Genomic DNA, 23,523 nt, shown 5'->3' with positions numbered 1-23,523 from the left:
GGGCGCGATCAACGGACGCACGCGGCCACCGGTGTTAGAACGAACGGCTCCCTCCTCCCGCGGCGCCCCCGCCGCCAAATCCGCCGAAGCCCCCGCCGGAGCCGCCTCCGAAACCGCCGAAGCCCCCGCCGAATCCGCTGGAGCGTTCGCCGCCAAAACCGGAACCCCAGCCCGAACCCCAGCCGGAATTGTGGCGGGATCCGCCGCTGGTCAGCGAGCCGAGGAACATGCCGAGTAGCAGGCTGCCCACGTCCCCGCCGCCGTTGCCGCCGTTTCCGCCGAAACCTCCCGCAGCGCGGGCGGACATCGCCTCCTGCACCGCATCTGTGGCGCGCTGGGCATAGGATTCAGCCCGCGCGTAATAATCGCGGCGCTTGGCTAGGTCATCGCTGGTATCCCCGGCTTGGAGCGCGGTGCGAGCCGCCTCCAGCGGGGCGCGCGCCTCATTCCCGGTGCTCCAGCGGTTCTGCGAGACCATCGCCTCCGCCCGCTGCACCGCCGCCTGGGCCCGCTGGCGATCCCGCTCCAGCCCGGCCACCTGGCGCCGGTAGTTTTCCTCCGCATCCCGAGCCGGGGCAAGAGCCGCGTCCAGCGCATTTTCCGCCTCGGTGAGCTCGCGGATTCCGGCGAGCGGATCCACCCGCTCCCCGCGATATTTCTCCACCAGCGCCGCCGCCCGATCCCGCGCGGCCCCCACCTGGGCATTCCCGCCGCCGATGCGGTGGGCATCCGCGATATCCGCGGAAATCGAGGAGATATGTTCACCTAGCTGGGCAAAAGCCCGATTGACAGATTCTTGGACGTTGGAAATAGCGCGGTAGCGTTCCGCGGCCTCATCCAGGGCTTGTTCGGCGATGCGCACAAAAGGCACGGCCTGGTTGCGTTCACCCGTGCCGAGCAGCTGATCGACCTGCCCGAGCGCATCATCCGCCCCGGCCAGCAAAGCTTCAATATCCGCCGGGTAGGTGCGGAAACTCGCCACCGCATCCTCCCCGTAGGTGGCCGCCAAGGAATCCAATTGCCGGGTGGCGTTGGGAAGATTGGCGCGAATATCCGCCGCGCCCTCGCGCACTCGCGCCGCGGCCTCTTCCACATTGGCCGCCAAATCCCGCAGCCGCGCGAATTCTTCTTCCTGTTCGGTAATAGCCCGCTGCGCCTTTTCTGTGAGCTCCAGAATCGCGGTGTTATAGGCGTGCACCTGCTCCGGGGTATCCGGAATATCGTCATCCAAAAGCTGACGCTGGTTGAAAGCTTCCTGGAGATACTGCTGTGCCTGCGCCAATGCCTGGTCAAATCCGCGCACCGAATTCACCCCGAATTGCGCCCGCGCGAAATTGAGTTCCGCGGCGGCACTGCGAACGCCGTCGTCCGTCGCTAAAAGCGCCGCGGCGGCACGTTTGCCGAGAGCGGCCAGATCTTCACGAGTTTTATGTTCCGCCTGCTTGCGTTTCCGCGCGCGCACGAACACAATGGCCCCGATAATAACGACGACGGCGCCGCCCCCGAGCGCCAAACTGGCCCAATCCGTTTTTTCGCCCTGCGCCAGCTCCCGGGTGTAGGCGAGGGAACCTTCCAGCCAGCGGCCCTCCCGGTAGGCGTTGCGCACCTCCGCGGTAAAAGCCTTATCCAGATCGGAAGCGGAAAAACTCGCGCGGCCGTAGGCGTAGCCCAGCTGGCGGCTATCCACGGCTACCGCGATGAGGGTGGCATCGCTGGACAGCCCGGCCCGGTTGAATGTTTCGATGGGCCACTGGTCGGCGCCTGCGCCGTCGAACCTATTAACAAAAACGAAACGCACCGCGTAATCCGTCTCATCTTGGAGGCGATTGAGGGAGGTGCGTAGCTGCTCTTCTTCGCTGGCGGAGAGAACCTGGGCCTGATCGGTGACCGGATCAACGCTGGAGAGGGGTTCTTCCGCGGCGGCCAGCGGGCCGGAGAAAAGCAGCGCGCCCGCGAGCGCGAGTGTTCCAGCTATCCGGCGTACGATCCCCATAACTTCAACCTTCCGTGCGCCCGGTGCGGCACCGGGCCTGCCCCTTACGTGGTGGACAGCACAATTTAACCACAGCATTCTGGGAGCGGGATGGGAAAAGGGGCCGGGGGCGTTCAGCCGGTAGCGTTGCCTGTTCCCGCGGGGGCGCTGGTAGAATGACGCTGGTGCTTCGCCCGACCGTGTGCGAAGCGTTTTTGCTAGAAATGAGAGTGTTGTGCCAACCGGAAAGGTTAAGTTTTTCGACGCCGCTAAGGGCTTCGGCTTTATTGTCAGCGATGAGGACGGTGCGCAGGTCTTCCTGCCCTCCTCGGCCCTCCCGGAAGGGCTCACGCCGCGCAAGGGTCAGCGGGTGTCCTTCGGGCTTGCCGATACGCGCCGCGGCCCGCAAGCACTCAATGTCGAACCGATAACCAAACTTGAATCGCTCGCGCGGAAGAATAGGCGTTCCCCGGAAGAAACGGTGGTGATCGTGGAAGATCTCATTCGGCTTCTGGACGGGGCCTCCACCCAGCTTCGGCGCGGCCGCTACCCGGAAGGGGGAGGGCAGATCGCGCGCGCCTTGCGCGCGGTTGCCGATGATTTTGATGCCTAAGAATGAAGAAAAAGAAGAATGCGCGGGGGGTGCGGGGGCTGAAGCCCCGGAATTGCACTTCCCCGAGGTGCGGGTAGAAGGTCATGCGGATGAGGGTGCGGATGTGGCGCGCCCGGAGGATCGCGTTGATGAAAACGTGGCGGTGACCCCGGATGATAAGCGGGTGGAGCCGCAGCCCGGCCTGCCCGAAGATCGGGTGATTGCCGCGGCGGTTGACGAAGCGCGGGCAACCCTGATCGAGGCCGTGGCCGAACGTTTCGTGGGGGAGTACGCGGGATTCCTCGCGGAGGATACCCGGGTGGTGTCCTACCTCTTTACCTGTACCCATCCGGGGTATCACGGCTGGTACTGGAGTATTACGGTGAGCCGGGCGAGCCGGGCTCGCGCTGTGACCTTTAATGAGATTGAGATGCTGCCCGGGGCGGGTGCTTTGCTGGCTCCGCGCTGGGTGCCGTGGAGCGAACGGCTGGCCAAGCTGGAAACGGAAAAAGCGCAGGCGCGGGCTGCCTCGGAAAAGGAACGTAAGGAATCGGCGCGGGCGGCCGCCGCGGAGAAGGCCGAGCGGGCCGAGCGCAGCGGGCGGCGGCGCCGGGTGCGGCGCAAGATCGCGGGCGTGGAAAGCGAAACTGGCGCGGTAGAAACGGACGCTGCCTCCCCGGCAGCAGCACCGGACACCAAAGAACCCGCCCGGGCTGAGGCCACAGCTGCGGCCCCAACTGCGGCCCCGGCCAATGGCGTGGCTCCGGTCATTCGCCGCGGGCGCGAGCGCACCGTGGTGCGCGGATCGCGCGGGCGGCGCTACCAGGCCACCGGCGCCCTGAGCTAAAGCGGGAGCAGCGGTGATGCGGATTCAGGGGCGAGCCAGGGACTATGCGTGGGGCGGCACGAGCGCGCTTCCCGCGCTCTTCGGCTATGCGCCGGCGGAAACCCGGGTGGCGGAAATCTGGCTCGGCGCACACCCTGATGATTCCGCTCAGGTGATCGCTGCCCAGGATGCCCCGCTTTTCGACCTGGCCCAGCTCTACCCGTCCGCACCGACCGGGGAACACCGGATCGGGCGCGAATCGGAGGCGAACGAGCCCGGGCGCGCCGCGCTGCGCGGGGTACGCGGGCGGCGGCGTTCGCGGCGCCGGGCCGGCCCGGCGCGAGGCCCGCGCACCCCAGAGCGCCCAGAAGAATCCGCCACCCTGGTAGCGCCCGGCGGGCCGAGCCTGCGTGATCTGATTACCCGGGCTCCCGAGGAGATGCTCGGCGCGGATGTGGCCCGCCGGCACGGGGGCGAATTACCGTATTTGCTCAAACTTATTGCCCCGCACCAGCCGCTCTCCCTCCAGGTTCACCCCTCCCTCGAGCAGGCCCGCGCCGGCTTCGAGCGGGAAGAAGCCGCCGGAATTTCCCGCACCGCACCCCACCGCTCCTACCGGGATCGCAATCACAAACCGGAACTGGCCTACGCCCTCACGCCTTTCGAGGCGATCTGCGGGCTGCGCACCCCGCGGCGCATCGCCGAAGTACTCGGCGGCCTCGGCCTGCCCCTCACGAACCGGCTCGCCGCCCTCGTGGAAGAACGGGGGGTAGGAGCGGTCTTTGCCGATCTCCTGTCCGCGGGCACCCGCCCGGCACCTGAACAAATTCAGCAGGTGGTAGCCGCCTGCGCCGCCCGCCTGGAGCGCGGCGCCTCGCCCTCCCCGCGCGCGGACCGCATTGTGGAAACCCTGGCCCAGCACTATCCCGGCGACCCGGGAGTGGTGGCCTCCCTCCTCATGAATCCGGTGACCTTACGCCCCGGAGAAGCCCTCTTTATCCCCGCCGGGACGGTCCACGCTTACCTGTCCGGAACCGCGGTGGAAATCATGGCGGCCTCCGATAACGTGCTGCGCGCCGGCCTCACCCCGAAACACGTGGACGTGGCCGAATTGCTGCGGATTATGGACGACGCCGCAGTCCCGCCCATCCGCATCGCCCCCGAGCATATGAGCGAAGCGGTCTCCACTTTCTATGTTCCGGTGGACGATTTTGAACTCTCGGTGGTTCACCTGCGCGATGCCACCACCATTGAAAAGCTGCGCTCGCGCGGTCCGCGCACCGTGGTCTGCCTGGAAGGCGCGGTGGAAGTCTTCGCCGGGGGCCGGCGTGAACCGCTCAACTCCGGGCAGGCGGTTTTCGTGCCGCACTGTGATGGAGAATTAGCGGTCCGCGGGTTTGGCGACGTCGTCGTCGCATCTGTTCCGTAACAACCCGGGCCGGGCGCGCTGGTATTCGCATCGCGGCGAGGTCTGGTACGGAGTCTGCGTGGCCGGACTCACGCGGGAGGTGAAGGGGCGGAAAACCGCGCCACCGCGCCATTTCTCCACCACACCCCGCGCGCGTCTCAAAATGTGAGACAAAAAGGGCGAAAAAGCGTCCAAATAATGAGACGCTCCTTGCGTGGGTGGTGACCGCAGTTCAAGAATGGGTGCCGGTGGCGGTCAGGACCGCCCGTCAATCTTGCGGATCACGCGCTCGCCAGCGCATAACGGACCGCACGACTACCGAGGAGATCTTCGTGAGCGTAACTTCCACGCACGTCGAGACGAACCACAGCACAACCTCCGAGCCGAAGCGGGATTTTTTCCGGCTGCGCGAACGCGGGACCACCGTGGCCCGCGAATTGCGCGGCGGGCTGGTCACCTTCGTGGCCATGGCCTACATTCTGGTTCTTAACCCCATTATCCTGTCGGGTCCGGATTCCACCGGCGCCTACCTGGGCGGCGGCACCGACGGCCCGAACCTCCCGGCCATCGCGGCCGGCACCGCCATCGTGGCCGGCCTTATGACGCTGCTCACCGGCGTCATCGCCAATTTCCCGCTCGCAATGGCGGCCGGGCTGGGCCTCAATACCATCGTCGGCGTAGTCATCGTGCAGATGCCCGGCATGACCTGGGCTGACGGTATGGGAATTATCGTTATTGAAGGTATCGTCATCACGCTGCTCGTGGTGACGGGCCTGCGTGAAGCCATTTTCCGGGCGGTGCCGAAGTTCCTGCGCACCGCCATTTCTGTGGGCCTGGGGCTCTTCATCACGCTGGTCGGGCTGGTCAACGCCGGCCTCATCCGCCCCGGCGAAGGCACCATCATGTCCTTCGGGATCAACGGCTCCATCGCTTCCTGGCCGCTGGCCGTCTTTGTATTCGGCCTCTTCCTCACCGCGATCTGCCTGCTGCGCGGGGTGCCCGGCGCGCTCCTCATCGGCATCGTGTCCTCGACCGTCGCGGCCGTGATCGTCAATGTTATTGCCAAGCCCGGAAGCGTGGCCGGTGGTGACGTGACCGGTTGGAACGGCGGGGCGCCCGCCCTCAACGGCTCCCCGGTGCAAATCCCGGACTTCTCCACCCTCGGATGCTTCTCCGTGGTGGGGCCCTTCCAGAAGCTCGGCGTTATTTCCGTGGTGGTGCTGGCCTTCTCCGTTATGCTCGCCGATTTCTTCGACACCATGGGCACCATGGTCGCGGTCGCTTCCGAAGGTGACCTGCTCGACGAAGATGGCATGCCCTACCACACCTCCCGCATCCTGCTCCTCGATTCCCTCGCGGCGCTGGCCGGCGGTATGGGTGGCGTATCCTCGAACACCTCGTTTGTTGAGTCGACGACGGGCGTAGCTGACGGTGCGCGCACCGGCCTCGCATCGGTGACCACCGGCGCCCTCTTCCTGCTCTCTATTTTCTTCGCACCCCTCGTGACCCTGGTTCCTTCCGAAGCGGCCGCTCCCGCGCTGGTCGCGGTGGGCTTCCTCATGATGCAGCAGGTCACCGAGATCGACTGGGACGACCTGAGCGTGGGGATCCCGGCCTTCCTCACCGTTGCCCTCATGCCCTTCTCCTACTCCATTACGGTAGGCATCGGGGTGGGCTTCATCGCCTACGTCATTATGGCGGTGGCGGCCGGCAAGGCCCGCAAGGTTCACCCGCTCATGTGGGGCACGCTCGTTGCCTTCGTGATCTACTTCCTGCTTGACCCGATTCAGAAACTCCTGCTCGGCTAAGCACTTCGGCTGCCAGCTCAATCACGGCGGGCCCGCCCCTCCCCGGGGCGGCCCCGCCGTGCGTCGTCGTACTATTTTCGCCGGTGAGACAAAGGCGAGCTTTGCCTGGCCGTGCGTGATAAACTCACCGCAGATAGCGCAGCTACGAGCCCGCCGCGCCCGTCGGCCGCTATAGTTATCGGATTTTTCCGCAGGGGGCAGGATTTAGTGGGGCGTACATTCGCCAGTTTGAAATACCGCAACTACGCTATTTGGTTCGCTGCCTCGTTGGTCGCCAATACCGGCGGGTGGATGCAGCGCACCGCCCAGAACTGGCTCGTCATGAGCGACCTCACCAATAATGATGCTTTTGCCGTGGGTATTGTGACAGCGCTGCAATTCGTCCCCATTCCTTTTATTATGCCGCTGGCCGGCGCGCTCGCTGACCGCCTCGATAAACGCAAAATGGTGGTCCTCACCCAATTCGGGATGCTGCTCACCGCGGTGGCCCTGGGGGTGCTGGTGCTGCTGGGCTGGGCGAATGTGCTGGTGGTCTGCCTCTTCGCCCTGGCCATCGGGGTGATTCAATCTTTCGATAATCCGCCGCGCCTCGTTTTTATTTCCGAATTGGTGCCCCCGCGCTGGCTGCCTAACGCCGTGGGCCTGAACTCCATGTCCTTTAATATTGCGCGCCTCATCGGGCCGGCGCTGGGCGGTTTGCTTATCGGGGTGATCGGCACCGGTTGGGTCTTCATTATTAACGGCATCATGTTCGGGGCCACCCTTATTGCGCTGGCCCTTATGCGCCCGGAGGAATTTCATCCGGCGCCGCGGCCGGAAAAGAAAGTTTCCGCGATTCAGGGAACGATTGACGGCCTGCGCTACGTGGGCAACCGTTCCGACCTCCTCGTGATTTTCGCGGTGGTGGGGGCGGTGTCCTGCCTGGCCATGAATACCCCGCTCACCACGGTGTCCATGTCCACCATGGAATTCCACGCCGACTCCACCCAATTCGGCATCGTTTCCTCCATGGTGGCGGTGGGTTCGCTATCCGGTGCCGTGGTGGGGGCGCGGCGCACCAAGCAACCGCGGGTACGTTCCGTGGTGGGAGCGGGCGTGGCCATGGGTATTGCGGTGACCGCGAATGCGCTGGCCCCGAATCTGCTGATCTACACCCTCACCCTGGTGCCGGTAGGTTTCTTCATGCTCATCATGCTCACCGCTGCCAATGCCGCGGTGCAGATGTCTACTTCTCCGCAGATGCGCGGGCGCGTGGTCTCCCTCTACCAGACGGTTAACCAGGGCGTGACCCCGATTGGTTCGCTGGTGGTCGGCGGTATTTCCGGGGCGGCCGGGGCGCGCTGGGGCGTGGGCATCGGCGCGATTGGCTGCCTGGTGGCCACCGTGGGTGCCTACCTGTGGGGCCGGCGCAAATGGGATGTGGAAGTGCATTACCGGGTGCGCCACCCCTTCCAGCTGGAGATCCTCGGGCCGCTCGAACATGAAAATGAGGAGCGCGAAGCCCAGCTGCGGGCCAACCGCACCGGGCAGACGGATAGCGGGCAAAGCTTCACCGCGGAGGACCACGACGAAGTCGAAGCCGATCTTTTCGAACCGGAGGACGAAGCGCACGATAGCGAGCTGCGGTCGAGTGAGGCATCGGCCGCCGCGGTGCAGGAAACGGAACCGAACGAAAGCGCGCCGGGCGAGAGCGCAGCTCACGATAGCGAGCCGCAAGAAAGCGCAGCGCGCGATAGCGAGTCGCACGAGAGCGTCGCTCGCGGCTCGGAAACTGGGCATTCCCCGCAGCGCGCGGGCAGCTTAGAATGGCAAGATACGCATGAGGAACCGGATGCGGGCGGGCACCCGGATGCCGCCCCCGCCGCAGAGACGAAGGAGACGCGCGATGAGTGATGACCTTGTTGATACCCGCGAGATGTACCTCAAAGCGGTCTACGAACTCGAAGAAGAAGGAATCGTTCCGCTGCGCGCCCGGCTCGTAGAGCGCCTGAGCCAATCCAAACCCACCGTCTCGGAAACTGTGGCGCGCCTGGAACGCGACGGCATGATGTACCTGGATACCGACCGTGCCATCGTGCTCACCGACGAAGGCCGCCGCATCGCCACCAGCGTGATGCGCAAGCACCGGGTAGCCGAGTGTTTCCTCCTCCACGTGCTCGGGATGCCCTGGGAGCACGTGCATGCCGAAGCCTGCCGCTGGGAGCACGTGATGTCCCGCGAACTGGAAGAACGCATTTCCCACGTGCTGGGCGAGCAGGGCTACGAACTCAGCCACGATCCTTTCGGCAACCCGATTCCCGCGGAAAATTCTATGGGCCCCGGCGCGGATATTGCCGCGCGCACCGGCCTACTCGCCGTGGCGGATTACCTGGAACGTAACCCGAACGGCGGGAAGGTCACCATTGCGCGCATCGGCGAAGTGGTGCAAACCGACGACGACCTCCTCGAAGCCATGGCCGCGGCCGGCATTAAACCCAATGCTGCGGTGACTATCAGTGTTGAGGACGACGGCGATATCCTCGCCCACGGGGCAAGCGGAGTTCTTCCCCTGACTGACTGGATTCGCAAACACCTCCTCGTGCACGCCTGAGGCGGCCGGGCTGGAGGCGATGCGCCTCGAGTGGCGGTGGTGACGTCCGGGTGGCAGCGGTGAGTTCCGGGCGCCCGGCCTGTCTTCGGTGGCAATGAAAGCTGGATTATCGGCCTGGCGGAGCGGTAGTGCGGCGTCGTCGTGCCCGTGGTCTCCACCACAGTTCGTCACCTCAGCGTGACGTAAGCCGCGAAAAAGTATATCAAAACGTTATAAACGGGTGCTGGGAAAAGCCTGGTATCACGCGAAAAAAGTGGAGGAAAGGCCGGGAGTTCGCCGTTTTGGGATGATAACGGCCCTCCTGTGCCACTTGTTACATAAACGTGACAATTCGTTGCCTAATCGTTACGCTAATGGACGTACCGAAAGTGCCCCTCGGGGCGCGCAGGAAAGTTTTGTAGGAGATCATCCCATGACCGGACGCCACGCTCTTGATACGCGGTCGCAGGCTCATAACCTGGCGAACCCCGCAGTACGTGGTCTCACCGCAGCTCTCGTTGTGGGCGGCGCAGCAGCACTGCTCGTTCCGAATGCGGCAGCTGATACCGCGGCGGCGCCCGCCAAGGCGGCGCTGTCCAACCCGCACGCGCAGGACGTTGCCGCTGGCATCGCCGGCACCACGAGCGCCACCTCGGAATGGAAGATCGAGCAGATCAACATTCAATCCGCAGCTCCGGCTATTGAAGTTGCTGCCCCGGCCGCCAGCGCCACCACCGCCGCGGCTGAAACCGCCACCGCCTCCTCTGATAACGATGCCGCTCCCGCCGCCGCGGGCATTGGCGTGGAAGTAGAAGCCGCGCCCAGCGCCATCGGCTCCTCCGTTCTTGATACCGCCCTCAGCGGCGTTGGCTCGCCCTATGTGTGGGCTGGCACCACCCCCTCCGGGTGGGATTGCATCGGCTTCGTGCGCTGGGTCTACGCCCAGCACGGCGTTGCCATCGGCGGGTACACCACCTCGGTGCTCTCGGTGGGCCGCCAGGTTTCCTACGCGGAAGCCCAGCCCGGTGACATCCTCTACTGGCCCGGCCACGTGGCGATCTCGCTGGGCAACGGCAAGAATGTGGCCGCGTGGAACCCGAGCATGGGTACCCGGGTGGGCCCGGACTCGTGGTGCGGTGATACCCCCATCGTGATCCGCGTTTCCTAAAGCGCGCCTGCCGCGAGGTTTGAGAAGAATTATGTGCGAACGCCGTCGGAGCTCCCGGCGGCGTTCGTATTTTACGCACAGTTCCACCCCGGGGCGGGCCCGTGGGAGAATGGGCAACGGAGGTAACGATGTACCAGCATGAGAATTCCGTGGTCGTTGGGGTGGATGGCTCCCCCGAATCGCGCGCAGCACTTGTGTGGGGCGCGCACGTGGCCGTGAGCCGCAATGCCACCCTGCGGGCCCTCACCTGCTACCAGGAAGGCCCCGATCCGCGCGGCTCCTATGAGAGCGCCATGAGTATCGCGCGAGAGGCGCTCGCCCAGGAAGGCGTGGCCGGCCTGGCGGGCGTGGAAGCCACCGCGGTGGCGCTGCCCGGGGATCCGGTGGAGCTGCTCCTGGCAGAATCCAAAACCGCTTCCCGGCTGGTAGTCGGGTATTCCGGGGCGGATACCGCGGATATTGACCAGCTGGGTGTGGTGGCCGGCGCGATTGTTTCCAAGGCGTACTGCCCGGTTGCCGTGGTGCCGCTCCAGCATTCGCGGCGCCTGCCGATCCGCCACATTGTGGTGGGAGTGGATGGCTCACAGGAATCGAAATACGCGCTGAATTTGGCGGTGCGGATGGCCGGGCGCTGGGGCGCGCAGGTCTCCGCAATTAACGCGGTGTCGGTGACGCGCGCCGGGGGCGGCCTACTTCCCGGCGGGGATATGACCCGCGAAATTCTGGATGACACCCGCCTGGGCCTGGAAGAAACCGTGGCCGAAGTGCTGCGCGGGGATGAAACCGTGCAGGTGCGCTGCTACGCGGTGGAAGGCTCCGCGGCAGAAATCATGGCGGAATTCTCTAGCTCCGTGGACCTGGTGGTCGTGGGAGCGCGCGGCCGCGGCGGAATTACCGGACTGCTCTTTGGCTCCACTAGCCACACGCTGCTCCTCGGCACCCAATCGCCGGTGCTCGTGGTGCCGACCCACGCCACCAAGAACCTCCACGTTCCGGATACTAATGTGCCCTGGGATGTGCCCGATCCTTCGGCGCGGTAACTGGGCCTGTGAGCGGTAAGTATCGGGGCATGTAATCGTAAGTGGCGCCCACGGTACCACGCAGAGTAACCTGGAACGGTTATCTTATTCCTACCGTCGTTCGGATGAACGGTCGGCGGTGGGCCCGCCCTCGTAGCTCAGGGGAAGAGCGACCGCCTCCTAAGCGGTAGGTCGAAGGTTCGAATCCTTTCGGGGGCACAGTGGGATATCCCGCGTCATAGGTCTGCCTGTGACGCGGGATTTTTCGTGTGTTCAGGTCGGCTACCGGCACTAGTCCACTCTGCGGCCTATAGCCCCACTCTGCGATTGAACTCTGAAACAGTTTCGCTAGGCATTTCATGTCTGAAAATGCGCAAAATGCATATTTGTTCTGTATTTGCATGTATTTCGACATTAGAATGGTTGGTATGATACTCCTCGGTGTTGGCGGTGCTAACTTTAGAAGTTTGCGTGATGAATGGGAGCTGTCCCTCCTCCGCCCTTCGTTGCGGCATAACATTCCACCCAAAGGTGAATCGTGGCGTGAGCACGTGTGGCCATGCGCGGCTATTTACGGGGCAAATGCTTCGGGCAAGAGCACCGTGCTGGAGGCACTTAACTTCATCCGAGACGCCGTTTACAACTCGGCACGCTCGTGGGCCAGCGCCGATAAGTTGCCCGTGCCTCCTTTTGCACTGGACCCGGAAAAACGGAACGCGGATACCACGCTATGGATTGATTTCGTGACGGATGGTATTCGCTACGTCTATAGCTTCACGCTCAATGAGAGGGTGATTGTTCGGGAAGAATTACTAGCCTATTACTCAACTCGCGCCACAACGCTTATTGATCGGGACGCGCGCGGGCATAAGGTGCACCCCACGCGGGTGGGGAAGATCAATGAGGTTTCACCCCGTGAGCTGGTTCTTTCGCGTGCCGCTGTTCTTGATGCCAAGGTTTTAGGCGACCTCGCACGCATAATCGGCAGAGAATTACTCATGTATCGCGTGGGTAACTCCGATTATGATCTGCAGGTTCATAAGCTCACTAGCGACCTTTCTAAAAATATTGCCAAGCGGCGGCTCTATGCCAGTTTGGCAAAGGTCGCTGATGTGGGGATTGACGATATTAGCGTTGAGTCGAGGGAATTTCCGCCAGAATTACTGGATATGTTCAAGAAGCTGATTCCTGAGGAACACCAGGATGAGGAAATCACGGCTGAACTAGTTAAACAATTCGCTTTAGCTCTGCGTTTTTCCCATAAGGGTGCGAAGGATTCAATCACCTTTGCCGCTGAACAAGAATCCCTCGGTACCACATCCTGGCTCGCGTTAGGGAGTTTAGCTGTCGAAGCTTTGCGTACAGGAAAAGTTGTGTGCGTGGATGAGATTGACGCGAGTTTGCATCCAATGCTGGCAACTGAGCTCATTGCTGCTTTCCAAGATCCAGAGCTGAATGCCAATGGTGGTCAGATCATTTTCACGAGCCATAACCCTTATTTCCTCTCGCACGAATCTGGTACCGACTTGATGCCGGGACAGGTATGGCTGACGGAAAAAAATAATGACGGCGCTACAGATCTGTTCTCCGTGGCCGATTTCCCTGACGTGAAGCCCGGCACTGATATGGCCAGCCTGTACATGTCGGGCCGTTTAGGCGCTACGCCGTTACTTGAACCCTGGCTGTTCCGGAAAATGATCGGCGGTCACAGCGATGGCTAGAAAACGTCCCCAACGGCGTCTGCGTGAGAGCTACCTGATTGTTACCGAAGGCTCAGTAACAGAGGTCGAGTACTTCGGCTTGTTCCAGCAGCTGATACGTGACAATCGGGCAGTTACTCTCAAAATTGTGTCCGGTGGAGGCGAACCTAAGCGAGTATTAGATAAAGCTATGTCCATCGCCGGGCACTCGGGAAAGTATCAGCATATTTGTCTTGTCATGGATACTGACCAGCATCCAACGCTGCAGGCTGTCGTGAAGGAAGCTCAAGAACAAGGTTTCGAAGTTTTCGTCTCGAATCCGTGTTTCGAGATCTGGTTGTGGTGGCATATTGCGGATCATTTCGCACACGTACGCCCAGGTGAGCTTGAGAAGAAACTCTTTCCCCACCTTGATGGTAAGAGCGTACCTAGCACTTTTCCGGTTGAGTCGTGGCGAGATGCATACGAGAGAGCGAAAAGTGCGGATAAACAGAACGGAGAGGTGGGGCTGAATCCATCGAGTCGAGTCGGGGAACTGTTGAGCATCCTCGCCTCCACGTAAAAGCGCATGTACCTTTGGGGCGTAATTCCCGGGTAGGCTGGGGGAATGACCTTGGGAAATACGCACCACGCACAAGAACCGGATAGGAACGACGACGCGCCTGCCCCGCTCCATATCGCTATGACCTCGGTGCATACCTCCCCACTGGCCACTCCCGGCTCCGCCGATGCCGGCGGCCTCAACGTGGTGGTGACCAATACCGCACAGGCCCTGGCTCGTGCCGGGCACCGGGTCGATCTAGTCACTCGCGCCAGCAAACCCGGCCAGCCCTATATGCATGAGGTCATGCCGGGCGTGCGTGCATTCTTCTTGCCGGCCGGCCCGCGCCACCCCGTGGCGAAAAGCCACACCGATGGCCTCATCGCTCCCTTCACGGTAGAATTCCGCCGGTGGATGGCCGAGCATGGCAGCGGCGTCGATCTTATCCACTCCCACCACTGGTTCGCGGGCGTGGCCTGCCTGCCCGTCGCCCAGGAAACCGGGCGCCCGCACGTGCAGTCCTTCCATTCGGTAGCTGCGCGGGAAGGCCAAAATCTTGCCGACGGCGAACCCGCGGAATCCTCCGGGCGGGTGCCCGGCGAGGCGCGCTGCGTGCGCGAATCAGACCTCATTATTGCGGTATCCCAAGCGGAAAAAGAGATGATCGCCCAGCGCTACGGCACCCCGCCCTGTCCGGTCGAGATCGTGTATCCGGGCGTGGATATTGAGATGTTCCACCCGGCCCGCGCCGGCGGACTCTTTGCCGCCTCACCGGCCCCAGCGCCCGCCGCTCCCGACTGCGTCACCGAGGTGACCGGCGGGCGGGACTACGTTTTCTTCGCCGCCCGCCTCCAACCCCTGAAAGCCCCGGATTTAGCGATTCGCGCGCTCGCGGAGCTACCCGCTGGCACCCGCCCGCTCCTCGTCATTGCCGGGGCGGCCTCCGATGACTTCGCCGGCTACGAGGACCACTTGCGCGCCGTCGTAACCGAAACGGGAATGGAAAGCGACGTCCGCTTCATCGGGCCGCTCCCACGCGCCGGCCTCGCGGCCTTCCTCGCCCACGCGCAGCTCCTCCTCAACCCCTCTTTCTCGGAAACTTTCGGGATTATCAACGTGGAAGCGGCCGCCTGCGGCATCCCCGTGGTGGCCTGGGATTCCTCCGGGATCCCCGAATCGGTGCACGGTGGCGTGACGGGCACCCTGTGCCACAGCCGCGAGCCGCGCGAATGGGCCGGCGCGGTGCGGGCCTACCTGGACGATCCGGCTTTGCGGGCCCGGCACGGCGCCGCGGGGCGCGCTTTCGCCGAATCGCGCACCTGGGACGCGGTCGCGCGCGATTACGCCGCTGCCTACCGCAAACTCGGGAGGCACGCATGAGCACCGCCGGCGGAACCAACGCGCACACCAACGCCCGCACTAGCAACCAGGCCAGCGCGGGTACCAACGCAGCCCCCTACACCTGGGGCCCTGGCGACCCGCTCTTCGCCCGCACCCTTTTCCTCCACGCCCACCCGGACGACGAAGCGATCCAAGCCGGCGGCCTCACCGCGCTTCTCACCGCCGCCGGGCACCGCGTCAGCATTCTCACCTGCACGCGCGGCGAAGAAGGCGAAGCGGTCCCCGGAACCCTGCCCGCAGGGGCGGGGGAGGCCGAACTCGTTGCCCGGCGCGAAGCGGAAATTACCCGAGCGCGCGCCATCCTCGGGGTCACGGACGGCTTCTGGCTCGGCACCCCGCCCGCCCTCGCCCCCGGCGCCGCGCCGCGCCGCTACCGCGATTCCGGGATGGCTTGGATTGCCCCCGGGGTCGCCGGCCCCGCGCCCAGCGCCGGACCGCGCGCCTTTTCCCGCGCGGACCTGAGCGAAGAAATCGCAGATGCGCAGGCACTCCTCGCGCACGTGCGGCCCACCGTCATTATTGGGTACGACGCCGCAGCAAGCTACGGCCATCCCGACCACATCCGCGTGCATCGCCTGGCTCGCGCCCTAGGCCGGGTGAGCGGAATTCCGGTACTCGAGCTGGCGTCCACTCCCGGGCAATCCGGATGGTGCTACCGCAACGCCCGGGCTCATGAAGCCACTGTGGTGGCAGCGCTGCGTTGCTATGCCTCCCAGCTGACCGTAGTTGATCGCGCGGATCCAGGGCTTGCTGGCCTGCCGGTTATTGGCGCCGCGGGAGCCGGCGCCCCGGCACCGGGCTCTGCGCCCGATTCCGAACCCGCCCCGCAGCTGCTTATCCGGCACGTGGGCGGCCAGCTCCAGGAGCTCCCTCTGTGGCCGGGATTGCGCCCGGCCGAGGAGGCGTCGTCGTTCCCCACTGCGGATTCTTCCGCGCGTGCCGCTAGCATGCCCCAGCCTTCCACGCCGGTGGCGGAATAAGGCCGTAATTTTTGGCTTATTGCGGCGCGCATAGGGACTTTTACGCCGGACCTGAGTAGCGTTAAGGTTGTGACTCCTCTCTTCAGACGCTCATCTCGCCGGCATTCGGCTCGTGAATCTCTTTCTCGTGATACCGCCGCGGTTCCCGAGGCCGCCGCGCTGCCCGCGGGCGACCGTGACCCCGCGGAACCCGGGCAGGATACGCCCGTCGTTTCCTCACCGGCCCCGGCCCCTGCCGAGTCCGCCGCCAGCGCGGAAGCCGCCGGAAACTCCGCCACTCCAGCTCAGCAGGCACCGCAGGCCGGCGCTAGCGGCGTCGCAGCGCACGGCGCCTCGGAAACCGCAGCTGTGCAACACGGAACTGAAAGTGACAGTAGTGGAGCGGAAGCGGAGGAACATCCCGCGCCGCTTCCCGCTCCGCAGCGCGAAGATCTCGTGTCGCGGGCCTATGCGGCCTGGCAGGAGGAGCTGGCCGCGCGGGCCGAGCGCGCGGCGGAGAATGTGGCCGCGCGGGTGTGCATCGATCTCACCCATCCGCACCCGACCGGGGGCGCGCAGTTTTCTTCCGGGGCGCCCACCCGCCTCACTTCGCTTATTCGCGAGGAGCGCAGCCAGCAGGAGGCCCTCGCTACCTGGCGAACCCTGCGGGACCAGGTGGCGCGCGCCGCGGAAGAATACGGGTACGCCCCGATTCAGCTGGCCAGCGGCAACCTGACGTGGACGGAGCTCCCGCCGCGCCGGCCCAGTGACGAGCTGGAACCCGGCTATGAGGACACCGGCGAACTCAAGCTCGACCCGGAAGCGATGCGGGCCTGCGCGGAGAAGGCTGCCGGGCAAAGCACCGCGCAAACCAGCCCAGCGGATAACACCGCCGCGCAAGCCGCCGCTCCCAACAGTGAAGAAACCCGGCAGGTGCGCGAAGTGAGCGTGCCGATTGTGTACCGCCTGCTGCAGGTGGAGGATGTAGGCACCGATGCCCTTATCCAAACCACCCCGGCCCTGTCCGTCAATCCGGATATTGTGAGCGCGCTGCGCCAGCACGGCGCCCCGGTGCGCGAATTGGCCCAGCTCACCCGGGTTGAGCGAGCCACCGAAGATGAACTCATTACCCGGGTGCGGCGTCTATCGCATCTCTACCTGCCCGGGGCTTCTTACCGCCCCCAGGTGCTGCTGGGGATGTTTGCCGATCCGGCTGCGCGCGCGATTACCGACGCGGAGCTGTTGCGCCCGGTCATGATTCGTTCCGGGGTGCTCGCGGCGATTGCCGGGGATCGCGGAACCCACCAGCTCACCAGTGCTCCGCTCCCACCGGCCGAAAAACGCGACCGGGCCCCCGAAGGTGAACGCGGGGTGGGCGATTTGGATGTGGCCGAACTTGCCGCGGTGGAAGCCGTGGCAACTGGCCGCGACGTCGTGATCGATACCCCGCCGGGAAGTGCGGACGTGACCACCCTGGTCGCGATTGCCGCGGACGCAGCCGCATCCAGCCGGTCCGTCCTCTATATTCCCGGCACCCGGGCGCGGCGCGCCGCGGTGACCGCGCGGGCCGGTGAGCTCGGCGTGGGTGAACTGCTCATTGATCTTTCTGATATTAACGGCGCGGCTTTGCGGCTGCGCCAGGGCCTGCGCCAAAAGTTCCCGCAGATCGACGAAGAACGTACCCTGGCCGTGCGCCGCGATCTCAAGGCGGCGCGCCGCAGCCTGCGCGGCTACGTGAATGCCCTGCACGCCGTCGATCCGGTGTGGAATACCTCGGTATATGACGTGCTTGAACATCTGGCTGAGCTTGCCGCCCAGCCCCAGGGGCCGGCCACGAAGGTGCGCCTGGATGCCACCGCCGCGGCCCGGGTGCGTGAGGATCGCGAGGCGGTGCTCGAACGGCTGGCGGAAGCGAGCCGCGCCGGGGCTTTTAGCGGGGGCGGGAATTCGGAATGGTTGCGCGCGCAGGTGCGCACGGAGGACGACGCCGCCCGCGCCTTCTCCACCGTGACCCGCATGGCCACCGAAACCCTTCCCCTGGTTATGGAGCAATCCCAGCGCGTGGCCGGGGAAACCGGCCTAGCCCGCCCGAAGACCCTGGCCCAGTGGATGGAACAAATCAAGATGCTCGAAGGGATCGCCGATACCCTCGAGGTCTTCAAACCCGCCGTGTATGAGCGCTCAGTTGCCGATATGGTGATCGCCACGGCGAGTGATGAATGGCGCGCCGAACACGGCGAAAGCATGAAACGTGCCCAGCGCCGCGCCCTGACCAAGCAGGCCCGCGATTTTGTGCGCCCCGGGATCCGGGTGGCGGATATGCACGCGGCCCTGAGCGAAGTGGCGCGCCAGCGTGATATTTGGCGCCGCTACAGCGCGGAAAGTGATTGGCCCACCCTCCCCGAGGGCATGACGATGATCCGGGCCACCGCCGCGGAAGTGGACGGGCAGGTGCGCGAACTCGAAGAATTCCTTCCGCACCGTGCCGGCCTGCGCCGCGAACCCATCGAAAACGTGCTGGCCCTGGTGCGCACCCTGGTCTCCCAGCGCCGGGTGCTTGATTCCCAGCCGCGCCGCATCGACCTGCTCCACGACCTCGAGGACAGCGGCCTGGGCGATTTCGCCCGCGATATGGCCCGCCGCGAAGTGAGCGGGGAAGCAGTGGCCGCCGAACTCGACCTGGCCTACACCAACTCTGTGTTCGAGCAGCTCATCGCTCGGAATACCGTGCTGGCCCAGGCCGGCCCGCAGCAGCTGGCCATGCTCGTGCACACGGTGCGGGACCTGGATCGCGAACACGTGGAGAGCCTGCCCGGGCCGGTGCTGCGCGCCGCAATTACCCATATGCAATCGGTGGCCCGCAAGCAGCGCGAAGAAACCGTGGCGGTGGACCGCTACCTGGCCCGCGCCGGCGTGAGCGCGCTGGCCGACGTGGCCGCTTCGGCAACTGCGCTGGTCCAGGCGGCCCGCCCCGTATGGGTGGTGCCCCCGGCTCTGGTCCCGGAGCTCATCCCCACCCTGCCCTGGGCGGATGTGGTGATTCTGGACGGCATCGAGGATGTTCCGCTCGCCGCGGTGGTCGCCCTCATGGCGCGCGGTTCGCAGCTCGTCGTCCTCGGTGAGGTGGCGCGGGCGGGTGCGGATAGCGCGCTCGCGGCCCTGGCCGATGCGCTTCCGGTGTGCGAACTTCCCACGTTCCGTGCGCATCACGATGATCTTGCCCTCGCCTGCTTGCGCACCCTCGGGTACGACGACGCCGACCGCGCCGCTCCGGCGGGGCGGGTGCGCCGGGCGGACCGCCTGCAGGTGGTGGACGGGCGCGGGGTCCCCTCCCCGAATACCGGGATGGTGGAAGCTCCCAGCGCGGAAGTGGATGCGGTGGTGGATGCGGTGGTGGATCACCTCCTCACCCGCCCGGAAGAATCCCTCGCGGTTATTACAATTTCGCGTTTGCATGCCGTGCACGTGCGCGCGGCGGTGGAACGTACCATCGCGAATAGCCCGGCGCTGGCCGAGGCGGGCGAATCCGCGGCCAGCCTGGTACCGGTGGTGGATATTACCGGTGCGAGCGGGCTGCGGCGCGACCGGGTTATTTTCTCGGTGGGCTTCGGCAAGACGGTCCACGGCCGGGTGCTTCATACTTTCGGCCCGCTCACCGAAGCGGAAGGCGCGCGCTACTTGAGCGAGGCACTCCTGGTTCCCAGCCGCTATATGAGTGTCATTTCTTCGCTGGGCCCCGGCGATATTGGCGTGGATGACCTTTCCGGGGCGGCGCCCCGGCTCCTAGCCACCCTGCTGGAGACGGCCGCCCGGGAAGAACTACTTATCGGGGCGGACGAGGACGTGGCCAAGGCCAGCCCGCTGCTCTTCGACCTGGCCGCGCGCCTGCGCGGGCGCGGGCTTTTCACCGCCCTCTACTACGGCTACGACGCCGGCTTGCGCATCCCCCTGGTTGTTGCCGAACACGAAGGCGATTGGCGGGTGGCTGTTCTGACCGACGACGCCGATTACGTTGCCGAACCATCGCTGCGCCGCCGGGACCGCTACCGGGTCGAGATGCTCGAGGATTTGGGCTGGAAGGTGGTCCAAACCTTCTCCTCGTCGATTTTCCTTGATCCGGAAGCCGAGGCGGACCGTATCGAAGCGCTCGTGCGGGTGGTGCGCCGCGATGAGGCCGCCGCGCGCCACCGGGCTGAAGATACCCCCGCGTTTGGGGCGGACGTCGCGGATGTGGCGGATGAAGCGGATGTTGCTGCGGCGGGTGCTGGTAGCGATGCTGGCGCATCGGGCGCGCCGGGTGCCGGAATGCCGGGCGTTGCTGACGCGGAAAGCACGGAAGGCGCGGAAGCTCAGCAGGGTGAAGCCGGCGCGGATAACAGTTCAGGTACGCACACTCCGGCCCCGGGTAACGCGGCTGGCAGTGCACAGGCCGGAACTTCCGCGCCGGATCCGGAAGTATCGCGGCGAGCCCGCGGAAAGAAACCCGCGGTGCGGCCGGGATTGCCGCTGGCCGCCTACTCGGACGATCAGCTTGATGACATGGTGGCCTGGATTGCCTCCGATGGGGTGGCTCGTAGCTCGGAACAGCTGGTGGAAGAACTGCGGAGCGAACTTGATATTCGCCGCCGCGGGCCCCAGGCCGATGCGGTGCTCGGTAACGTGGTGCGCCGCTCCGGCCTGGCCCAGGATTAGGTGCGCGACCGTGGTGAGCGAGGCACATTCCGGACACACCCGCCGGGCCGCAGATAGCGGCCAGGGGGCAGATAGCAGCCGGGGGGATTGCGCTCAGCGGCAACCACGCGTCCACCGGGCGGTCGTGCGCCTCTCCGAGGTGGATGCCAGGCGGGTGGAAAGCGGCGAACTCAAGGATGCCGCCGAAGCTCTCCAGCGCCTCGCACGCGGGGAGGGGCAAGCGGAGCTGCCGCGCACGGAAGCCTCGAGCAAAAAAGCTGCGTTAAAAAAGAGCGCCCCGGGGGCCACCACCGTGGCACCCCGGGACGCGGCCGTATCCGCACGCGATATTCGCACGCGGGATATCGTGGCGCGCACCGCTCACGAACAGAGCATTCTTGACGAACGCCCGCCCCACTTCGGCAAGCTCTAAATATCGGCAAGCTCTAAGCGGTAGCGGACTCCGGAAAACAGCGAAGCACCGCACCCGCTCAGAACCGCGCGAGTTCAGAACCGCACGTATTCGAGCGATGAGTCGCGCCGATTAGTCGGGCACATCAATCGCGCAGATTAGTCGCGCTTGGCGCGCAGCTCATCACGGATCTCCTTGAGGAGGATGAGCTGGGGATCTTCCGGGGCTTCCGCGGCCGGCTTGGCGTGGCGTTCACGCATCTTATTCATGGGGAGTACCAGGAAGAAGTACAGCGCGAAAGCCACGATGAAGAAATTGACCACCGCGGTGAGGAAGCTCCCGAATTGGATTTCGCCCCCACCCAGGTGCCACACAAAATTACCGTCAAAATTCGGCTGCCCGAAAATCGCGGCGATAAGCGGCATGAGAATATGGTCCGTCAGGGACTTCACCACGGCTGAGAAAGCCGCACCGACGATAACACCGACGGCGAGGTCCATGACGTTACCCTGCATAATGAATTTCTTGAAACCCGCGAGCACCTTCCATCCTTTCGCGCGGAGCGCCACCGGGACCACCCCGGTGGCAGAAACTATGGAGGGGCTACCAGCACTGCCCGCAAAGAATCCGCGGCAGCATAGCCCACGATAAGATTAGCGTCTTTTTCGCGAACAACCAGGTAGAGCACTCGATATGTGACACCTTCGGAGAGCATGCCGGCGTTCTTTTCTTCTTCGCCGATCCCCACCACCGCGGCTCGTTCCACCACGCGAACCGCTCCGGCCTCCGTGCTGTGTTCTGGGGCCGGAGCATATAAGCCAATAAAATTACCCGGCTCAATAAAGCTTCCGGTCCCATCGGAAGCGACCCGCACCGCCACCACCACGTGCCCGGCGGGCGGATCGCGTAAAAATTCTTGGGAGAGCAACACCCCGCGGGCCAGGGGATACCCGGCCGGAATATTAGCGGCCAGGCGCTGCCCGCTGGCCTCAGCTTCCGAAGAAAGCGCATTCTCCGGAATAAGATCCCGGGCCACGGTGCGCGCCTCCACATCACGCCCGCTCAGCACATGCCCGGCCGCTAGATTGCGGCGCGCGACCAGCACTTGCCCGGTTTCCGGGTAGCGGCGCTCAATCGCCTGAAGAATAGTGAAAAAAGCCAGGAGGGCAACCCCGGCCAGCAGCAGGTGGCGTGCCCGCCACAGCCGCGTGTGGATACCTGTCATAGCTCGAGGCTAGCGAGGAATGCTCAGCCGCAAACCAGAAGTGGGCCCGCCTGTGGATACCGGCAGCGTTTCGCGAAGCTGGGGATAAACCGAGCTGCGCCGTCGTACTTAGTTCTGCGTGGAGCTCCCACCCGAAGAACGCGAGTCATTGTGGTAGAAACCCGAACCCTTGAACACGATTGCGCTAATCCCTGCCATTACCTTCCGCAATGCGTCTTTCCCGCACTCCGGGCACGTGACCAGGGCGGCGGCTGTCATCGACTGGTGCGCATCAAAATGGTGACCGCAATTGTCACAACGGTAACTGTAGGTAGGCACGTTCTTCCTTTCCGGGCCGGTGGCCGAGCCGAGGAGCGGCCGGCACAAGCCGTACGGCGCATTATTCTAGCGCGTGACACGTGCCCTCGGGGAAGTCGCCCGCGGGCACGCCTCGCGTATGGCGCCCCGCGCGTTGCCCGGCGCAAACTGCCCCGCGGTTCAGCGGTCCGTGCCCCTAGTGCAGGGGAGAATGTCCGCCCAGGTCCACCACGGTTTCGGGGAGGAGCACGTAGCGTACCGGCACGTCCATCTCATCGTGGGGGAGGGGCGTGTGCACGTATTCTTCGGGCCATATCAGGGCGCCGACCGGGGTGGCGCTATCGAGCTGCTTGAGCACGCGGTCATACCAGCCTCCGCCCTGGCCCAGGCGCACGCCGTCGTGATTGACGAGCAGCGCGGGGATAAAAGCGGCATCTACCTCGCGCAACACCGTGGAATCGAGGGCCTCGCCCCGGGGTGCGGGCGGGCGGCCGGGTGCCTGGTCGGTAAGATTGTCCGCGCCGGTGTAGCGCGCCCACTGGCGGGTGAGCCCGGGGCCGAGCTTGGGCACAAGGAGGGTGCGCCCGCTGGCCACAATGGCATCGCATAGCGCCCGGGTGCCCGGTTCGTTATTGACGGAAATATAGCCGGCAACCGTGGTGGCGGTGCCGAGGAAATCCAGCACGGTGGTGACCCAGCAGGCTTCGGCTTCCTCACGGGCGGCGGGTGTGCGCTTAGCTCGAGCCGCGCGCACCGTTGCGCGCAAGGCTTGTTTGGCTTCCGGCACCGCCATCGCGGAGACATCAGGAAGAGATATGGTGTGGTCGGTCATGGCACCAGTGTGGCACGAGGTGCTGGATGACCGCTAGGAGCAAGGCCCTTATGGCTCGGAGCCAAGGCCCGTTGTGCTCTAATAACAGGGCCCGTGCGCGCGGCGCGAGCGCCGGCACGCCCC

At 64.9% G+C, this 23,523-nt stretch carries 19 protein-coding genes and 1 tRNA gene; 15 read left to right on the top strand and 5 right to left on the bottom strand.

Features of this window, described 5'->3' with window-relative positions:
* Window positions 1-34: 34 nt before the first annotated feature.
* Entirely contained in the window at window positions 35-1,993 is a 1,959-nt protein-coding gene (locus ACRQFC_RS05525) for a TPM domain-containing protein (protein WP_284883249.1), read from the bottom strand.
* A gap of 214 nt (window positions 1,994-2,207) precedes the next feature.
* Here ACRQFC_RS05525 and ACRQFC_RS05520 point away from each other — a divergent pair, with 214 nt between their 5' ends.
* The 15 genes from ACRQFC_RS05520 to ACRQFC_RS05450 all read left to right on the top strand — a co-directional run bounded on the left by ACRQFC_RS05520 (window position 2,208) and on the right by ACRQFC_RS05450 (window position 21,067).
* Window positions 2,208-2,585, top strand: a complete 378-nt coding sequence (locus tag ACRQFC_RS05520) for a cold-shock protein (RefSeq protein WP_026428428.1) — start codon at window positions 2,208-2,210, stop codon at window positions 2,583-2,585.
* Window positions 2,578-3,411, top strand: a complete 834-nt coding sequence (locus ACRQFC_RS05515; RefSeq protein ID WP_284883248.1) for a DUF3027 domain-containing protein — start codon at window positions 2,578-2,580, stop codon at window positions 3,409-3,411. The genes ACRQFC_RS05520 and ACRQFC_RS05515 overlap by 8 nt, the downstream gene beginning before the upstream one ends.
* Window positions 3,412-3,427: 16 nt before the next feature.
* Window positions 3,428-4,819, top strand: coding sequence for a mannose-6-phosphate isomerase, class I (gene manA / locus ACRQFC_RS05510; RefSeq protein WP_284883247.1), 1,392 nt, complete (start codon window positions 3,428-3,430; stop codon window positions 4,817-4,819).
* 311 nt (window positions 4,820-5,130) lie between these two features.
* Window positions 5,131-6,606, top strand: coding sequence for an NCS2 family permease (locus ACRQFC_RS05505; protein ID WP_284883245.1), 1,476 nt, complete (start codon window positions 5,131-5,133; stop codon window positions 6,604-6,606).
* A gap of 207 nt (window positions 6,607-6,813) precedes the next feature.
* The gene (locus tag ACRQFC_RS05500) at window positions 6,814-8,499 is read left to right on the top strand and encodes an MFS transporter (protein WP_284883132.1); all 1,686 of its coding nucleotides are present in this window, start codon (window positions 6,814-6,816) and stop codon (window positions 8,497-8,499) included.
* Entirely contained in the window at window positions 8,492-9,196 is a 705-nt protein-coding gene (locus ACRQFC_RS05495; protein ID WP_284883131.1) for a metal-dependent transcriptional regulator, read from the top strand. Before ACRQFC_RS05500 ends, ACRQFC_RS05495 begins: the two co-directional genes overlap by 8 nt.
* A gap of 412 nt (window positions 9,197-9,608) precedes the next feature.
* Window positions 9,609-10,343, top strand: coding sequence for a C40 family peptidase (locus ACRQFC_RS05490; protein WP_284883130.1), 735 nt, complete (start codon window positions 9,609-9,611; stop codon window positions 10,341-10,343).
* Between the two features lie 101 nt (window positions 10,344-10,444).
* The gene (locus ACRQFC_RS05485; RefSeq protein ID WP_284901003.1) at window positions 10,445-11,383 is read left to right on the top strand and encodes a universal stress protein; all 939 of its coding nucleotides are present in this window, start codon (window positions 10,445-10,447) and stop codon (window positions 11,381-11,383) included.
* A 126-nt stretch (window positions 11,384-11,509) separates the two neighbouring features.
* Window positions 11,510-11,581: transfer RNA gene (locus ACRQFC_RS05480), tRNA-Arg, on the top strand.
* Between the two features lie 209 nt (window positions 11,582-11,790).
* Entirely contained in the window at window positions 11,791-13,083 is a 1,293-nt protein-coding gene (locus ACRQFC_RS05475) for an AAA family ATPase (RefSeq protein WP_284896874.1), read from the top strand.
* On the top strand, window positions 13,076-13,624 hold the full coding sequence (locus ACRQFC_RS05470; protein WP_284883127.1) for an RloB family protein: 549 nt from the start codon (window positions 13,076-13,078) through the stop codon (window positions 13,622-13,624). Before ACRQFC_RS05475 ends, ACRQFC_RS05470 begins: the two co-directional genes overlap by 8 nt.
* 45 nt (window positions 13,625-13,669) lie before the next feature.
* The gene (locus ACRQFC_RS05465; RefSeq protein ID WP_284883126.1) at window positions 13,670-14,983 is read left to right on the top strand and encodes a glycosyltransferase; all 1,314 of its coding nucleotides are present in this window, start codon (window positions 13,670-13,672) and stop codon (window positions 14,981-14,983) included.
* A complete protein-coding gene (locus ACRQFC_RS05460; protein ID WP_284896873.1) occupies window positions 14,980-15,984 on the top strand; it encodes a PIG-L deacetylase family protein in 1,005 nt (334 codons plus the stop codon). Before ACRQFC_RS05465 ends, ACRQFC_RS05460 begins: the two co-directional genes overlap by 4 nt.
* A gap of 69 nt (window positions 15,985-16,053) precedes the next feature.
* Complete coding sequence (locus ACRQFC_RS05455) at window positions 16,054-20,655, top strand: PDDEXK-like endonuclease domain-containing protein (RefSeq protein ID WP_410374535.1); 4,602 nt, start codon at window positions 16,054-16,056, stop codon at window positions 20,653-20,655.
* Between the two features lie 13 nt (window positions 20,656-20,668).
* Complete coding sequence (locus ACRQFC_RS05450; RefSeq protein WP_284896871.1) at window positions 20,669-21,067, top strand: hypothetical protein; 399 nt, start codon at window positions 20,669-20,671, stop codon at window positions 21,065-21,067.
* A gap of 137 nt (window positions 21,068-21,204) precedes the next feature.
* Here ACRQFC_RS05450 and mscL read toward each other — a convergent pair whose 3' ends face one another.
* The 4 genes from mscL to ACRQFC_RS05430 all read right to left on the bottom strand — a co-directional run bounded on the left by mscL (window position 21,205) and on the right by ACRQFC_RS05430 (window position 23,400).
* Entirely contained in the window at window positions 21,205-21,588 is a 384-nt protein-coding gene (mscL, locus tag ACRQFC_RS05445) for a large conductance mechanosensitive channel protein MscL (RefSeq protein WP_026428418.1), read from the bottom strand.
* Between the two features lie 50 nt (window positions 21,589-21,638).
* Window positions 21,639-22,271, bottom strand: coding sequence for an SAF domain-containing protein (locus tag ACRQFC_RS05440; protein WP_087070405.1), 633 nt, complete (start codon window positions 22,269-22,271; stop codon window positions 21,639-21,641).
* 108 nt (window positions 22,272-22,379) lie between these two features.
* Window positions 22,380-22,589 (bottom strand): FmdB family zinc ribbon protein, encoded by a 210-nt coding sequence (locus ACRQFC_RS05435; RefSeq protein WP_081689984.1) that lies wholly within the window; start codon window positions 22,587-22,589, stop codon window positions 22,380-22,382.
* A gap of 175 nt (window positions 22,590-22,764) precedes the next feature.
* Window positions 22,765-23,400, bottom strand: a complete 636-nt coding sequence (locus tag ACRQFC_RS05430) for a 5-formyltetrahydrofolate cyclo-ligase (RefSeq protein WP_284883122.1) — start codon at window positions 23,398-23,400, stop codon at window positions 22,765-22,767.
* Between the last annotated feature and the right edge of the window lie 123 nt (window positions 23,401-23,523).

The organism is Actinotignum inguinis (assembly GCF_051265835.1).
GTDB classification, from domain to species: domain Bacteria; phylum Actinomycetota; class Actinomycetes; order Actinomycetales; family Actinomycetaceae; genus Actinotignum; species Actinotignum timonense.
The sequence above is the reverse complement of the archived record's forward strand: the minus strand, read 5'-3'. Positions and strand labels throughout refer to the sequence as shown.

Coding starts and splice junctions, on each gene's coding strand:
- ACRQFC_RS05470 (WP_284883127.1), top strand. CDS start 13,076: ATGGCTAGAAAACGTCCCCAACGGCGTCTGCGTGAGAGCTACCTGATT.
- ACRQFC_RS05475 (WP_284896874.1), top strand. CDS start 11,791: ATGATACTCCTCGGTGTTGGCGGTGCTAACTTTAGAAGTTTGCGTGAT.
- ACRQFC_RS05430 (WP_284883122.1), bottom strand. CDS start 23,400: ATGACCGACCACACCATATCTCTTCCTGATGTCTCCGCGATGGCGGTG.
- ACRQFC_RS05490 (WP_284883130.1), top strand. CDS start 9,609: ATGACCGGACGCCACGCTCTTGATACGCGGTCGCAGGCTCATAACCTG.
- manA (WP_284883247.1), top strand. CDS start 3,428: ATGCGGATTCAGGGGCGAGCCAGGGACTATGCGTGGGGCGGCACGAGC.
- ACRQFC_RS05495 (WP_284883131.1), top strand. CDS start 8,492: ATGAGTGATGACCTTGTTGATACCCGCGAGATGTACCTCAAAGCGGTC.
- ACRQFC_RS05460 (WP_284896873.1), top strand. CDS start 14,980: ATGAGCACCGCCGGCGGAACCAACGCGCACACCAACGCCCGCACTAGC.
- ACRQFC_RS05440 (WP_087070405.1), bottom strand. CDS start 22,271: ATGACAGGTATCCACACGCGGCTGTGGCGGGCACGCCACCTGCTGCTG.
- ACRQFC_RS05525 (WP_284883249.1), bottom strand. CDS start 1,993: ATGGGGATCGTACGCCGGATAGCTGGAACACTCGCGCTCGCGGGCGCG.
- ACRQFC_RS05465 (WP_284883126.1), top strand. CDS start 13,670: ATGACCTTGGGAAATACGCACCACGCACAAGAACCGGATAGGAACGAC.
- ACRQFC_RS05515 (WP_284883248.1), top strand. CDS start 2,578: ATGCCTAAGAATGAAGAAAAAGAAGAATGCGCGGGGGGTGCGGGGGCT.